Here is a 14,909-nt window from a genome sequence, read left to right on the forward strand (position 1 = left end):
ATTTTAGGAGCAGGACAATTTTTCTTTTTTTAGAAAATTCTCACCCGCTGTCCGCTGTATCTTTATTGTTCGCTCGGTCGGCTCCGCTATCGCTCCGCCGCCTCGCTCACAACAAAGGATGTCGCTTCCATCGGGGCTAGGTTGTAGGGATTTCCATTTTTTAGAACAACAACCAACTGCTGTGACGCTCGCTACGCTCGCGCCATATTTCACAGTGCAAAAATACAACGAATAATATGTCAATAAAAGCATTAATTTTACACATTGACAAAAACTATCTTATGAAAAAATTATCTTGTTTATTATTGCTTTGTTCAGGAGTGTTAGCCTTTTCACAAATTGGTGTTTCCCAGTCCGGTTCTGACAATCGTTGGACTTATGGTGGTGGGCTTGGTATGGGCTTTGGAAATGGCGGAAGATTTAATGTTCAAATATCGCCAAGAGTCGGCTATCGAATTACCAGCGACTTTGAGATGGGGCTCATGGGGAATTTCACTTGGCAAACCGCCGATGCTTACAAATCTACGATGTTTGGTGTAGGGCCATTTGCGAATTATTATTTTGGAAGAAATTTTTATTTAACAAGTGCATTTCAGGAATATTTCATCAATTTTAAAAACAAATATGATAACAAAACCTACGACACCGAAGAATCTGCGCTTTATCTCGGAGCTGGTTATATGACTAGAATAGCGGGCAACTCTTACTTCCAAGTTGGGTTGACATACAATGTTCTTTGGAAAGAAAATAACAGCATTTTTGCAAGCGGACTTGTACCAAATGTTGGATTTGTAGTGGGGCTATAATTTAATTAAAGAATAAAGTGAAATACATCCTTTTATTTTGTCTTTTTGTATCGGGATTTTTGTTGTCGCAAAATCAAAGATTTGTCTACGAATATTCTTTCAAGAATGATTCTTTAAATAAAGAACATGTTGGAAAAGAAATCATGAATCTAGACGTTACAAAAGAGGGATCCAGGTTTTATAGTGTTTTGTTGATAGCCCGCGATTCACTTTTTAAATCCGAATTCGAAAGGGGAAAAATGTCGAAATCGATTGTTGTTGATATGCGAAAAATAAAACAGCCAAAAGTTAATTTTCGTATTTCTAAAAGCTATCCAAGTTTGGAAACAACTTATCACACGATGCTAAATGCGGTGAATATCGCTTTGAAAGAAGAGCATCCAATAAAATGGACTATTTCTTCAGAAACCCAAAATATTGAAAACTTTAAAGTACAGAAAGCAACAGCTGATTTCGGTGGCAGACATTGGATTGCTTGGTTTACCAATGATATCCAAATACAAGATGGACCTTACAAATTTTGTGGTTTGCCAGGCCTTATTTTGAATGTTGAAGACGATAAAGGAGAACATTGTTTTAGGTTCATCGGGAGTCAAAAAATCAAGGATTCATCGGTGTTTCTTGACTCGAAAGTGCAAGAGGTTTTTGTTTCTAAAGAAAAATTCAATAAGCTTTGGAATGACTACAAAAAAGATCCTGCTAAAAATATAAAACTGATGCATGGCTCATCTGCCATGTCGGAAACTATTCTTTTTGATTCTAATACCAATAAGCCTTTAACAAAGGAAGAGTTAATCCGAAATAAGGAACAAGGCGCAAAAACCTATTTTGAAAAGAATAATAATTTTATAGAAAAGGATCTTTATAAATAAGGATTCTGTTCGAAGATTTTAAAATATTAGTTTGTCTTTATTAAAACAAAAATCCCGAAAACCATGTAAGTTTCGGGATTTTCTATTGAAAAATTTAATTTGATTTTTAATTTATGATTTACCAAAAATCTTTTCAAGGATTCTTAAGGTAATTAAATAAGTTGGCTTAACACCAGTTAGTCCAAGACCTCCAGATGATAGTGTGCTACCTGTCTCTAGTGGATTATCCGAAGCGTAATAAGCATAGCATACAAAGAGATCTTCGCTGATATGGTGACGGATTTTACTCGCTACTTGTATGGCTTTTTGGTAATGTGCGCCTTCCATTTCTAGTCCAATTGCTTTCCATGAAGTATTCATAAAATACGACAGGATGTCTTTGTTTTGAAGCGATGTTCCCAAAACGGTAATCATGGGTCCTTCGAAAGCTTGTAATTCATCATCTTCAAAGTCTTCTAAATCCAAAGCGTTAACGAATGGATAGTTGTCCGCCGTGCCTTCAAAAATGTGAGACGTTGGAATCATAATGTCGCCTTTTTGACCTTCCAAAATCCCAGCTTTTCCCATGATAGAAATGGATTTCACTTTCATGGTGTAGATTTCACCATTAACATCATAAGGTCGCAAGAGTTCGTCCATCACTTCGTAAGCTTGCTCACCGAAAGCGTAGTCGAATACTAAAATCACTTCGTCACCAGAAGGAGTTGAGTCAGCAAAAGCCGTGTTTTTAAGGTTTGTTTTAGAAACATCAATGATTTGTACATCAATATTACTTCCACTTTGGTCTTTAATGTAAATAAGACCTTGTTCTTGAGAAGTATGTAAGATTTTATCTTGTAAAGCTTTTTTATTGCTGATTTCTTCAAAAAGCTTATAGTCTATTTCCTTCTTCGCTTTTTTGCCCAAAGCATCGTTCGCGTATAACATGTTTTTCACGCTGTGCATGTTCGCGCTGATGATGTGTAACGGACGCATGTGTAGGTTGTTTTCGTATAGGACAGACTTTATTTTGTTCGCCCATCTTTCACCGAAAAGGTGGTGACCAACACGTTCTTGTAGAATAGAAGAGAAATAGATCTCGCGGTTGCGTACTTCCTTCCAATCTTCGAGACTTGTTTGCCCCAGCCAATAAATTATTTTGAACAATCTGTCAGGATTAGCATCATCTCCAAAATCGTTGTAAGCGTCCAAGGTCTCATCAAAAGTTCTTCCTAGCAATGAGGACAAATGGATTAATGCTACTTCTTTCTCTTTGCGGCTGTATTTTTTCTCGCCGATAGCAACTTCTTCGATAATTTTCCAAACGCGTCTAGGTCTTCCGCCATCTTGCATGTCAAAACCGATGTTTCTGATTTTGTCCGCTTCCAGATATAGGAAAGTTAAGTGCGTTAGGATATCATAAATCTCCGAACGTCCCAGAAGAACCTCAATGTTCATTTGGTGTTCATCGATTCTATAGCAATTTCTACGACGTTTTTTAGGAACGATAGGTTCGAAACTGCCTTTTTCAAAACCTTCATCAGACGTTAGATGGATAAAAGCGCATTCTTCAATGCCTTCAGGCAAACGGTCTAAAACATAAAGAAGACCGCTAAGTTCTATCTTATGTGGATTGCCCATGCTTCCGTAGATCTCCGGTTGGATAATTGTCAAAAGTTTTCTTAATGACTCACCAGAAACGCCAGAAGGTTTAAAAAATCCTCTATAAAATAAGTGTCTCATAGAAACGTATAATCTTTCAATCGCTTCTGTGGTCTCTCTTGCTCTAGAATTTACCATAATGTTTTTGTTTTTAGAAAAGTTCGCAAAGTTAGCAAATTTTATTAGATAAAGCTAATCTTGTGTAAAGATAGCATTAAACAAAGGCATTCCGCAGATATCAAACATGATATTTGACTATGTTTTCAAAAAATTCATAATTGCTTAATATTTGCGAATTATATTTTTGAAATTAGAAATGGTAGTTGTGTGTTGTTTTTAGGGGTGTTTTAGTTTTAAATATATAAATTTTAAAATTTAATATAAAAAAACAGGGGTGTTTTGATTTTGTTTTTGATTTTTTTATAAATTTGCCCTATTAAAATATATGTTATATGTCAACATTAAGATTTAAAGCCTTAGCAGAACTTCCTTTCAGAAATTACAGAAAAGACAATTTCGTGGACGTTCCCGTAAAACTTTCAGAATTATTCTGCAACAACGTGTTTTCAGAATACACCATGAGAGAGTATTTAACGAAAGAAGCGTTCAGCTCTATTATGGATGCTATAAAAAAAGGAACTCAAATCCAAAGACATATTGCAGATCAAGTTGCTGTAGCAATGAAAGATTGGGCCATGTCAAAAGGGGTGACACACTACACGCACTGGTTTCAGCCTTTGACGGGTACAACTGCTGAGAAACACGATTCTTTTTTTACACCTATTGAGGGCGATAGAGCGATAGAACGTTTTAATGGAGGAATGCTGATACAGCAAGAACCAGATGCTTCTTCTTTCCCGAATGGCGGCATCCGTAACACCTTCGAAGCCAGAGGTTATACCGCCTGGGATCCAACTTCGCCAGCATTTATCATGGGAACGACACTTTGTATTCCTTCGATTTTTATTTCTTACACGGGCGAAACTTTAGATTATAAAACACCATTATTAAGAGCATTGAATGCTGTTGACGAAGCAGCAACCGATGTTTGTAAAGCTTACTTTGATAAAAATGTAACCAAAGTGACACCCACTTTAGGTTGGGAGCAAGAATATTTCTTAGTAGATTCTGCCTTGTATATGTCGCGCCCAGATTTGGTATTGACAGGAAAAACCTTGTTGGGCCACTCACCCGCAAAAGGACAACAGTTGGACGATCACTATTTTGGTTCAATTCCCACTAGAGTGATGAACTTTATGAAAGAATTGGAAATCGAATGTATGAAGCTTGGGATTCCCGTAACGACGCGTCACAACGAAGTTGCGCCGAATCAGTTCGAGTTGGCGCCCATGTTTGAAGAATGTAATGTTGCTGTGGATCACAACTCTTTGTTGATGGATGTTATGGCGAGAATTGCTCATAAGCATCATTTCCATATTTTGTTCCATGAAAAACCTTTTGCAGGCGTTAATGGAAGTGGAAAACACAACAACTGGAGTTTGGCAACAGATACTGGTGAGAACCTTTTAAGCCCAGGGAAAAATCCTAAAAAGAACCTTCAGTTTTTGACATTCTTTGTGAACACCATTAAGGCGGTTCACGATTATGCGGATTTAATGAGAGCAAGTATCGCTTCGGCGAGTAATGATCACCGCTTAGGTGCGAACGAAGCGCCACCAGCAATTATTTCAGCTTTTATAGGAAGTCAGTTGTTCTCCGTTTTGGAAGAATTAGAAAAAGTGACGGATGGCAAATTGTCGCCTGAAGAAAAAACAGAATTAAAACTGAATGTTGTTGGAAAAATTCCGGAAATCCTTTTGGATAATACCGACAGAAATAGAACGTCGCCTTTTGCATTTACCGGGAATAAATTTGAGATTCGCGCCGTTGGGTCTTCGGCAAACTGTGCTGAGGTAATGACGGTGATGAACGTTATCGCAGCAAAACAACTGCGAGTGTTTAAAAAAGAAGTTGATGCACTCATCGAAACTGGACTGAAAAAAGATGAAGCGATTTTCAATATTTTGAGAGAATACATCAAACAATCAAAAAATATCTTGTTTGAAGGTGATGGCTATTCGGATGATTGGGCTAAAGAAGCCAAAAAAAGAAAACTTAACAATCTAAAAACCACGCCAGAAGCTTTAAAACAAGAATTAAATTCTAAATTTTCTGATCTTTATGAAGAATTAGGAATTTATTCTCACAGAGAATTTGAAGCTAGAAACGAAATTAAGTTTGAAAAATACTCAACAGTAATCGATATCGAAGCGCGCGTTTTGGCAGATATTGCCAGAAACCATATTATTCCTGCAGCGCTTAATTATCAAAATAGATTGATTGAAAACGTTAAAGGTCTAAAGGAAATTTTCGGTGATAAAGAATTCAAAATTTTAGGAAAAGAGCAAATCAGTTTGATTACTCAGATTTCTGAAAATGTATCAAAAATGAAACTTGGTGTTGATGAACTTCTTAAGGAAAAAGAAGCTGCGAAAAATGCTAAAGATAGTCACAAACAAGCGGAAGCTTATTGCAACAAAGTGAAGCCCTTGTTTGATGTGATTCGTGAAGCTTCAGACAATTTAGAAATGATGGTTGATGATGAACTTTGGCCGATGACAAAATACAGAGAGCTTTTGTTTACTAGATAAAAACAAAAAAAAGGACTTACAATTGTGAGTCCTTTTTTTATGATGTTGAATATTTAATTTTGTAAATATTACTACGCCAAATTTGCGAAGAAATCGTTGCCTTTATCGTCTGTGATGATGAATGCAGGGAAATCTACCACTTCAATTTTACGAACCGCTTCCATTCCTAATTCAGGGAAATCTACCACTTCCACAGATTGAATGTTTTCTTTTGCTAAAATCGCCGCTGGACCACCGATAGAGCCTAAATAGAATCCACCATACTTTCCGCAAGCGTTGGTTACATCTTTACTTCTGTTTCCTTTGGCAAGCATTACCATACTTCCGCCATTCGCTTGGAATTCATCTACGTAAACATCCATTCTTCCCGCCGTAGTTGGTCCGAAACTTCCTGAAGGCATTCCTTCTGGTGTTTTAGCTGGTCCCGCATAATAAATGGGGTGATTTTTAAAATATTCTGGCATGGGCTGTCCCGCATCCAATAATTCTTTGATTTTTGCGTGAGCGATATCTCTAGCAACAATCAGCGTTCCGTTCAATTTTAAACGGGTTTTGATTGGATATTTTGAAAGTTCTGCAAGAATTTCTGGCATTGGACGATTTAAGTCGATGGTAACCGCTTCTTCCAAATGTGGAGGTGTTGCAGGTAAGAATTTCTCAGGATTGGTTTCCAATTGCTCCAAGAAAATTCCGTCTTTCGTAATTTTTCCTTTAATATTTCTGTCCGCAGAGCAAGAAACGCCCATTCCAACTGGACAAGAAGCTGCATGACGCGGTAAACGAATCACTCGAACATCATGCGTTAAATATTTTCCACCAAACTGAGCTCCGATAGAAGATTTTTGACAAATTTCCTGAACTCTTTTTTCCCATTCCAAATCACGGAAGGCTTGGCCGCCCATATTTCCTTCGGTTGGAAGATTGTCATAATAACCTGCACTTGCTTTTTTCACCGCTGCTAAATTTGCTTCCGCAGAAGTTCCGCCAATCACCAAAGCCAAATGGTAAGGAGGACAAGCTGCCGTTCCCAAATCCATGATTTTTTCTTTGATGAAAGCCTCCAAAGAAGCATCATTCAACAAAGATTTTGTTTTTTGATACAAGAAAGTTTTGTTCGCAGAACCACCGCCTTTTGCTAGGAATAAAAATTTGTAAGCATCGCCTTCCTCCGCATAAATATCAATTTGAGCAGGTAAGTTAGAACCCGAATTTTTCTCCTCAAACATCGTTAACGGAACAATTTGAGAATATCTTAAATTTTGTTCTTGATACGTATTATAAATTCCTTTCGAAATCCATTCTGCATCATTAGCTCCCGTGTACACATTTTCTCCTTTTTTAGCTACACAAATCGCTGTTCCCGTATCCTGACAAGATGGCAAAGCTCCCTGAACCGCAACAGCAGCGTTTTGCAGAAGATTGTAAGCCACAAAACGGTCGTTATCCGTAGCTTCAGGATCGTCGATAATATTTTTAAGTTTTTGCAAATGTGCCGAACGCAACAAAAAAGAAACATCTTTCATGGCGTTTTCAGATAGAAGTTCCAAAGCTTTAGAATCAACAGAAAGGATTTCTCTGTCACCTAATTTTTCAACTTTTACGTAATCTGAACTTAATTTTTTGTATTGTGTATCGTCTTTTAGAATAGGAAATGGTTCCTGATATGAAAATTCCATATTATGCTTATTTAGGTCCAAAATAATATTCTTGTAAATTTAAGCATAAGTAAGTTTTGTGGAAAATTAAAAAAACTGATGTATCTCCCGAAAAGCTTATTTAAAATGATTTTAAATAAGAGAAGCGAAAACCATAGTCTTCGCTTCTCTATTTTATTATTCTTTACATTTTATTTCTTAATAAATCTTGACGTTTGATGACCTATTTTAAGAATATAAACCCCATTCGGCAAACTGGAAACATTAAGTTTATTCCCTCCTTTGGTAGAATAAATTTCCTTTATGAGTTGACCATTGGCGGAGTAAACCTGAACTTTACTTGCTTGTTCTGCCACAAAGTTAACCTCATTAGTTGCAGGGTTAGGGTAAATAAACACATCATTTGAAGGCATTTCCACATCTGTACCTAAAAAAGAATCGCAAGAAGAATTTAGTCCTCCATCCTTTAGCGACCACCCTTTTTCTATCAATTGATTGCGATATTGTACTGCATCGGTTCCATAAGCAATGGATCCAAAATTCATTATAATATTGTTTGGTGTTAAATTATTTTCCGCCCAACCTTTTAATGTTTTTCCATAGTTCACACAATCAATCCCCGAATATTCTGCAAAAACAAATAACGCAGGAGGAGAGGTATTAACAACAGAGTTAAGTTTAAGATTTCCTAAGTTTTGATTAAATACGGAGGCATTCATAAACATCAATTCCATATTGGTTACCGTACTTGTGTCAAAGGTAATGGGTTGATTGTATGCACTTGCATTAAAAAACATACCCACCATACTTTTCACATTGCTCGTATTAAAAGCTAGAGGCTGATTAAATGCTATTGCTTCTCGAAACATCCAATTCATATTTACAACTTTACTGGTATTAAATGCTAATAATTGGTTAAACGATACTGCTCCCGTAAACATACTTGTCATATTTTCCACATAACTTGTATTAAACCATAAAGGTTGATTAAATGCTGTTGCATTATGAAACATATAAGACATATCGGTTGCTGCACTAGTATCAAATGCTAAAGGCAAATTAAAAATAGAAGCGCCACTAAACATGTAGGACATATCTACCACCTTGCTAGTGTCAAAGATTAAAGGTTGATTAAAAGTAGAAGCTCCACTAAACATACGAGCCATGGATATCACTTTACTCGTATCAAAACGCAAAGGCTGATTAAGGGATTGTGCTCCACTAAACATCATATACATTGAGGTTACCGACCCCGTATCAAACGATAGTGTTTGATTAAAGGTTTTAGCGTTTTCAAACATAGAAGACATATCTGTTATCTCACCTGTTTCCCAACTGTTAATATTGGGAACCGTAATTAAGGATTCACAATTTGCAAAAAGTCTACTTAAAGAATATACATCCATTAAATTGGGTTTATCCGTCGCAGACAAGATTAACCTGCTCGCATTTTGAAACAAAGCTTCCATCGAATACCAATTAACATCCCCCCAATTTTTAAGCTCCAAAATATTTCGACGTATTGGATCATTAATCCTAAGAACCTGAGTATTCAATTCAACACTACTAGAAGGAGGAGTAATAGACACAATATATTCTCCGATAGTATTTACAATAAAACTGTTAGTTCCTGTTTTTACTGCACTTACCGTCGATTCTCCCACTTTTTGTGTCGTATACTGAAAATCATTTGCACCTACAAAAGCCCACGGAAAACTAGTTTCCTTAAAATCAATTTTAAGTACCAAAGGTTTTTTACCACACATAGCATCTACACCACCTGAAACTATTTCCCAATTTTTTGCAAGGAGTTGATTATAATAAACTTGAGCTTCACTGCGGTAATTTATGCTACCAAAATCAACCTCTATATCACTAGGTGTTAAAGGATTTTCTGCCCATTTTTTTAAAGTATTACTAAGATTAAAGCAGCTAATCCCAGAATTAACAGCAAAAGCTGCCATAAACACACCCGGTTTGAGGGTAAAACCTCCTAAATTCTGATTGAATTTTGTAGCTCCACCAAACATGCCCTCCATGGAAACCACATTACTTGTATCAAATGCCAATGGTCTATTAAAAGCAGTAGCACCGCTAAACATGTAAGTCATAGACGTCACTTTGCTGGTGTTAAAATCTAATGCTTGATTAAACTTCGTTGCCTCAAAGAACATGGCGTCCATCAAAGTCACATTACTCGTATCAAAACTTACAGATTTATTAAAGGCAGACGCTCTAAAAAAAACGCCGAACATATTTGTTACATTACTTGTATTAAACGACAAATCTTGATTAAATCGAATAGCATTTTGAAACATATAAGAAATATTTGTGACATGGCTAGTATCCCAATTATTTATACCAGGAACTTCCGTTAATGCATTGCAATTATAGAACATCCTCGCCAGCGAACTAACATTTGTTAAATTAGGAATATCTGTAGCTGAAACACCAAGCTGTATTGCATTGTAAAATAGATTTTCTACCGAAGCCCATTTGATATCTCCCCAATTTTTTAACTCCAAAATATTTTCTCTCGCAGGATTATTAAGAGAAAGAACCGATGTATTTACCGATACGTTACCAGATGGTGGCAAGATAGAAACAAGATATTCCCCTACTTCATCTACTGCAAACCCATCTGTTCCTGTTTGTATGGGACTCACGGTGGGAGTCCCCACTTTTTGTGTGGTATATTGAAAATTAGAAGAACCTGTAAAGCCCCATGGAAAAGATGTTTCTGTAAATTTAACTCTCATTACCATTGGTTTATCTTGTCCAAAGCACAAAAATCCAATTAAAATCATCAACAATATCGACCACTTTCCGAATACTTTCATATAGTTTTTAGTTTTATTTTTCAATATGCTAAAGTAATAATTATATTCTATTAAAAAATAATACAATTGTTTTATAAATTATATAAAATTAATTCATCACAAATCATAAACACTTTACTACTAAAAAAACGATCTATCCACCTAAAAATGCTAAACTATAATCAAATTTGTATATCTAATTAAAAAAACAAGATGGAATACATAATAGAACACGAACACATAGGGAAATTACGAACTCAACGTGTTCAAACTTGTGATGGCTTATAATTTCTTACAATCGGTGCAATCGGCGCAATTGATTGCAGATGCTTGTATTTCTTTCAACGATCATTGCGCGGTGGGAATTGAACCGAATTTACCTCGAATTAAAGAACTAGTGGATAAATCTTTGATATTGGTTACGGCATTGAACACACATATCGGTTACGAAAACGCTGCAAAAATTGCAAAAACAGCCCATAAAAACGGAACAACTTTAAAAGAAGAAGCTATTAATTTAGGCTTGGTTTCTGCCGAGGATTTTGATAAATGGGTTCGACCAGAAAATATGGTTTAATCAATATAATAAACAATATATAAAATCCGAAAAATTTTTGGACTTTTTTTATTGATTTCATTACTTGATATCTATAATTAGAATTAATTCAGATATATTTTTAACAAACTAAATTTAAAGTATTAGAATACTTTAAATATTTACAATCTTACTCGTGTATAATATTAATTTTTTTGTAAATCATGCTGTTACCCAAAAGTGTACTTAAAAAACTGGTTTTGCAATTTTGTTTTGTTGAATAATGTAACAAAACACGGAAATAAATTGTCAATTGTATATGAAGAAAATTATAATCACGATATACATCTTGGGAAGCACATTTACTTTCGCACAAGAAACCCAAGTTAAAGACACTATTGTAAACACCAAACAAATACAAGAGGTTTTAATAAAATCTCAACGCAAAAAACAATTTGTGGACAAATCGGTATACACTTTTGATCCCGACGCGCTGGAAAAAGCAAGATATGCAAAAGATCTGTTAACCACTTTGCCCGAATTGCAGTTGGATCCTGTTTCCAACACGGTTGCAAGCGTTAAAGGCGGGAAAGTTTTGTTTCTCATTAATGGTATTGAAGCTTCAGACAATCAAATAAAAAGTATTGCTCCAAACAACCTTGCAAAAGTTGAATATTACGACATTCCGTCTGCTAGATGGACATCAAGAGCTGATACGGTTGTCAACATCATCACCAAAAATCCCGAAAATGGATATAGTTTCGGAGCAGATGTAACCTCAGCTTTTACCACAGGTTTTGTGAACAGTGCTGCTTATGCAGATATTACAAGGGGAAAAAATAACTTCGGGGTGGAGTACAATCTTAATCTAAGAAATTATGATAACCGAATTGTGAATAAACGATATGAGTACGATTTTAACAATGTTCATTACATTTCGGATGAAACACAAAAAGATCATTTTGGCTATACCACGCATGATATTACGGCAAGATACAGTAATTCTGAAATGGGAAAATATGCTTTCCAAGCCAAATTGAATTTAGAAATTAATAATTCATTCAGTAACGGAAATGGGACAAGTATTTTCAACCAAGGGAATCTTCAAACATTGGACGGAACTATCCATAATCGTACTTCTGATTATGTAAGTCCTACTTTGGATATTTATTATTCTAAAAACTTTGGTAAAAAAGATGAAGTTAGTCTGAATCTTGTTGGCTCACATTATGACACCAATTCTACACAATATGACAGAGAATGGAATCAAGCCACAGATGAAGATATTTTCAATAATGATATGATTTTGAGAGCCAAACAAAATGGTTTTGTAGGAGAAATTGCTCATACACATCAGTTTGAAAAAGGAAAATTAAGTTCGGGTTACAGAATTACCAATAATGCTATTACCAATGATCTGAAGAACCTTGCAGGAGATTTTCATTATAAAGTAAATTATTTGGATTAATATCTTTATTCTGAATATTCTGGGAAGAAAAACAAATTCTCATATCGTTTCGGAATGGGTTTTACTTTCATTAATAATAAAAGTGCAGAAACTACTAATTCTAGTTGGTCTCCTGCTCCTAAAATGCTATTGGGCTATGACCTTGCAAAAAATCAGAGCATAAGATTACAATCCAGTTTTACAATGCACAGCGCATCTAGCGAAGCCATGAGCAGCAATGTAGTGCAAGTAGTTCCAAATATTGTACAATATGGCAACCCACATCTGAAAACATATAAATTGTTCCATAATAATTTGCAATATTCTTTTAATAATAAATATTTTGATTTCAACACCGTTGCATTCTTTAACTATATGCCAGGAGTGATTAATCAGTTCTTTATTAATGATGCAAACGCTTATGCTATTAGTTATGAAAACTCAAAATATTCAACACAATTAGGATTGCAAATTTCAGGTTCTGTAAAACCTTTTGGAAACAGTTTATTAGCATTGAAAACGTATTTGTTACCTGTTTCTATTCACACCAAAAGAGAAAATGGAACCAGCATGAACAGCCAATATATCTCCAATAATTTTGTGTTGTCATCGGAATACAAAGCTTTTAGTATTTTCTATCAATTCAATTTCCCGGTGTTTATTTTAACTGGAGTATTTGAGAATACAAACGAAAACCAAAATCATATTTTCGCAAAATACAAACTTAAAGAATGGACATTTTCTGCAGGAATGTATTGGGTGGGACATCCAGCGGAATACAAAGCCAGAAGTGTGCAACAAGATTTGGTGAATTTTAATCGGACAACACAAATTCATAATAATAAAAACATGTTGGTTGCGGGAATTAGTTACGATTTCTCCACAGGTAAAAAAGCACAAATACAAAGGAAACTCAACAACTCCACGGCGCCTGCTGCAACGTTCTAAAAATATATAAAACTGACTTTCGATAAGTCAGTTTTTATTTTAATCACATCTAGGTTAAAAGATTAAATCTTAAATTTGATAAGAATCTTTTAAATTTTTAAAAATGGAATACAGAATAGAACACGACACGATGGGCGAAGTAAAAGTCCCTGCCGATAAATATTGGGGTGCCCAAACCGAAAGATCACGTAACAATTTTAAAATTGGTCCCGAAGCATCCATGCCTCACGAAATCATCGAAGCTTTTGCGTATTTAAAAAAAGCGGCGGCTTTTGCTAATGCAGATTTAGGCGTACTTCCAACAGAAAAAAGAGACATGATTGCAAGAGTTTGTGAAGAAATTTTGGACGGAAAACTCAACGATCAATTTCCGTTGGTGATTTGGCAAACGGGTTCTGGAACACAATCCAACATGAATGTGAATGAAGTTATCTCTAACCGAGCTCATGTTCTCAATGGCGGGAAGTTGGGCGAAACATCTGAAATTCATCCAAATGATGACGTCAACAAATCTCAATCTTCCAACGATACTTATCCAACGGCAATGCACATTGCAGCATACAAAAAAGTAGTAGAACAAACCATTCCAGCTGTTGAAAAACTAAAAATTACGTTGAATGAAAAATCCGATGCTTTTAAGGACATTGTGAAGATTGGTAGAACGCATTTAATGGATGCAACGCCATTAACGCTCGGACAAGAATTTTCGGGTTATGTGGCTCAATTGGAATTTGGTTTACGCGCTTTGAAAAACACACTTCCACATCTTTCAGAATTAGCTTTGGGCGGAACAGCAGTTGGAACAGGCCTCAACACCCCAAAAGCTTACGATGTAAAAGTCGCAGAATATATTGCAAAATTTACGGGACATCCTTTCATCACGGCAGAAAATAAATTTGAAGCTTTGGCCGCTCACGATGCAATCGTAGAATCCCATGGCGCTTTGAAACAATTGGCGGTTTCACTTTTCAAAATTGCACAAGATATCAGAATGTTGGCTTCTGGGCCTCGTTCAGGAATTGGCGAAATTCATATTCCAGAAAATGAACCTGGCTCATCCATCATGCCCGGAAAAGTAAATCCCACCCAAAACGAAGCTCTTACTATGGTTTGTGCTCAAGTTTTAGGAAACGACACCACGATTTCGTTTGCAGGAACGCAAGGAAATTATGAACTCAATGTTTTCAAACCTGTGATGGCGTACAATTTTTTACAATCGGCGCAGTTGATTGCAGATGCTTGTATTTCGTTCAACGATCATTGTGCAGTGGGAATTGAACCGAATTTACCAAGAATTAAAGAATTAGTGGATAAATCTTTAATGTTGGTTACGGCATTAAATACGCATATCGGCTACGAAAACGCTGCAAAAATTGCGAAAACAGCTCACAAAAACGGAACAACTTTAAAGGAAGAAGCTATTAATCTTGGATTGTTAACGGCAGAACAATTTGATGAATGGGTAAAACCTGAAGATATGGTGGGAAGTTTGAAGTAGAATCAAGAGTCAAGAATCAAGAATCAAGGTGATTTTT

At 35.8% G+C, this 14,909-nt stretch carries 9 protein-coding genes and 1 pseudogene; 7 read left to right on the top strand and 3 right to left on the bottom strand.

Annotated elements, in window-relative coordinates:
* Window positions 1–281 precede the first annotated feature (281 nt).
* Together G6R40_RS10540 and G6R40_RS10545 are read left to right on the top strand one after the other, a co-directional pair.
* Window positions 282–806 (top strand): hypothetical protein, encoded by a 525-nt coding sequence (locus G6R40_RS10540; RefSeq protein ID WP_165135065.1) that lies wholly within the window; start codon window positions 282–284, stop codon window positions 804–806.
* Between the two features lie 17 nt (window positions 807–823).
* Window positions 824–1,678 carry a GLPGLI family protein gene (locus tag G6R40_RS10545; protein WP_165135068.1) on the top strand — a complete coding sequence of 285 codons (855 nt, stop codon included), beginning with the start codon at window positions 824–826 and terminating at the stop codon, window positions 1,676–1,678.
* A 111-nt stretch (window positions 1,679–1,789) separates the two neighbouring features.
* Here the strand turns inward: G6R40_RS10545 and G6R40_RS10550 are convergent, their stop codons facing one another.
* Window positions 1,790–3,457 (bottom strand): DUF6909 family protein, encoded by a 1,668-nt coding sequence (locus G6R40_RS10550; RefSeq protein WP_165135071.1) that lies wholly within the window; start codon window positions 3,455–3,457, stop codon window positions 1,790–1,792.
* A gap of 314 nt (window positions 3,458–3,771) precedes the next feature.
* Between G6R40_RS10550 and G6R40_RS10555 the strand changes: the two genes are divergently transcribed.
* Window positions 3,772–5,970, top strand: coding sequence for a glutamine synthetase III (locus G6R40_RS10555; RefSeq protein ID WP_165135074.1), 2,199 nt, complete (start codon window positions 3,772–3,774; stop codon window positions 5,968–5,970).
* A gap of 71 nt (window positions 5,971–6,041) precedes the next feature.
* Here the strand turns inward: G6R40_RS10555 and G6R40_RS10560 are convergent, their stop codons facing one another.
* The gene (locus tag G6R40_RS10560; RefSeq protein WP_165135077.1) at window positions 6,042–7,646 is read right to left on the bottom strand and encodes a fumarate hydratase; all 1,605 of its coding nucleotides are present in this window, start codon (window positions 7,644–7,646) and stop codon (window positions 6,042–6,044) included.
* Between the two features lie 170 nt (window positions 7,647–7,816).
* Window positions 7,817–10,465 (bottom strand): BspA family leucine-rich repeat surface protein, encoded by a 2,649-nt coding sequence (locus tag G6R40_RS10565; protein ID WP_165135080.1) that lies wholly within the window; start codon window positions 10,463–10,465, stop codon window positions 7,817–7,819.
* A gap of 223 nt (window positions 10,466–10,688) precedes the next feature.
* Here G6R40_RS10565 and fumC (G6R40_RS10570) point away from each other — a divergent pair.
* The 4 genes and pseudogenes from fumC (G6R40_RS10570) to fumC (G6R40_RS10580) form a co-directional block, all read left to right on the top strand.
* Window positions 10,689–11,021, top strand: a pseudogene (gene fumC, locus G6R40_RS10570) (class II fumarate hydratase); the annotation flags it as partial.
* A gap of 277 nt (window positions 11,022–11,298) precedes the next feature.
* Complete coding sequence (locus tag G6R40_RS15310; protein ID WP_317164501.1) at window positions 11,299–12,447, top strand: hypothetical protein; 1,149 nt, start codon at window positions 11,299–11,301, stop codon at window positions 12,445–12,447.
* A 54-nt stretch (window positions 12,448–12,501) separates the two neighbouring features.
* Complete coding sequence (locus tag G6R40_RS15315) at window positions 12,502–13,374, top strand: hypothetical protein (RefSeq protein ID WP_317164502.1); 873 nt, start codon at window positions 12,502–12,504, stop codon at window positions 13,372–13,374.
* Window positions 13,375–13,477: 103 nt separating this feature from the next.
* Window positions 13,478–14,872, top strand: coding sequence for a class II fumarate hydratase (gene fumC, locus G6R40_RS10580; protein ID WP_165135083.1), 1,395 nt, complete (start codon window positions 13,478–13,480; stop codon window positions 14,870–14,872).
* The last annotated feature ends 37 nt before the right edge of the window (window positions 14,873–14,909 follow it).

Source organism: Chryseobacterium sp. POL2 (assembly GCF_011058315.1).
Classification (GTDB): domain Bacteria; phylum Bacteroidota; class Bacteroidia; order Flavobacteriales; family Weeksellaceae; genus Soonwooa.

Bases quoted from the DNA above. Each gene is read 5' to 3' on its own strand.
- G6R40_RS10540 (WP_165135065.1), top strand. From the start codon at position 282: ATGAAAAAATTATCTTGTTTATTATTGCTTTGTTCAGGAGTGTTAGCC.
- G6R40_RS10555 (WP_165135074.1), top strand. From the start codon at position 3,772: ATGTCAACATTAAGATTTAAAGCCTTAGCAGAACTTCCTTTCAGAAAT.
- fumC (WP_165135083.1), top strand. From the start codon at position 13,478: ATGGAATACAGAATAGAACACGACACGATGGGCGAAGTAAAAGTCCCT.
- G6R40_RS15315 (WP_317164502.1), top strand. From the start codon at position 12,502: ATGGGTTTTACTTTCATTAATAATAAAAGTGCAGAAACTACTAATTCT.
- G6R40_RS15310 (WP_317164501.1), top strand. From the start codon at position 11,299: ATGAAGAAAATTATAATCACGATATACATCTTGGGAAGCACATTTACT.
- G6R40_RS10550 (WP_165135071.1), bottom strand. From the start codon at position 3,457: ATGGTAAATTCTAGAGCAAGAGAGACCACAGAAGCGATTGAAAGATTA.
- G6R40_RS10560 (WP_165135077.1), bottom strand. From the start codon at position 7,646: ATGGAATTTTCATATCAGGAACCATTTCCTATTCTAAAAGACGATACA.
- G6R40_RS10565 (WP_165135080.1), bottom strand. From the start codon at position 10,465: ATGAAAGTATTCGGAAAGTGGTCGATATTGTTGATGATTTTAATTGGA.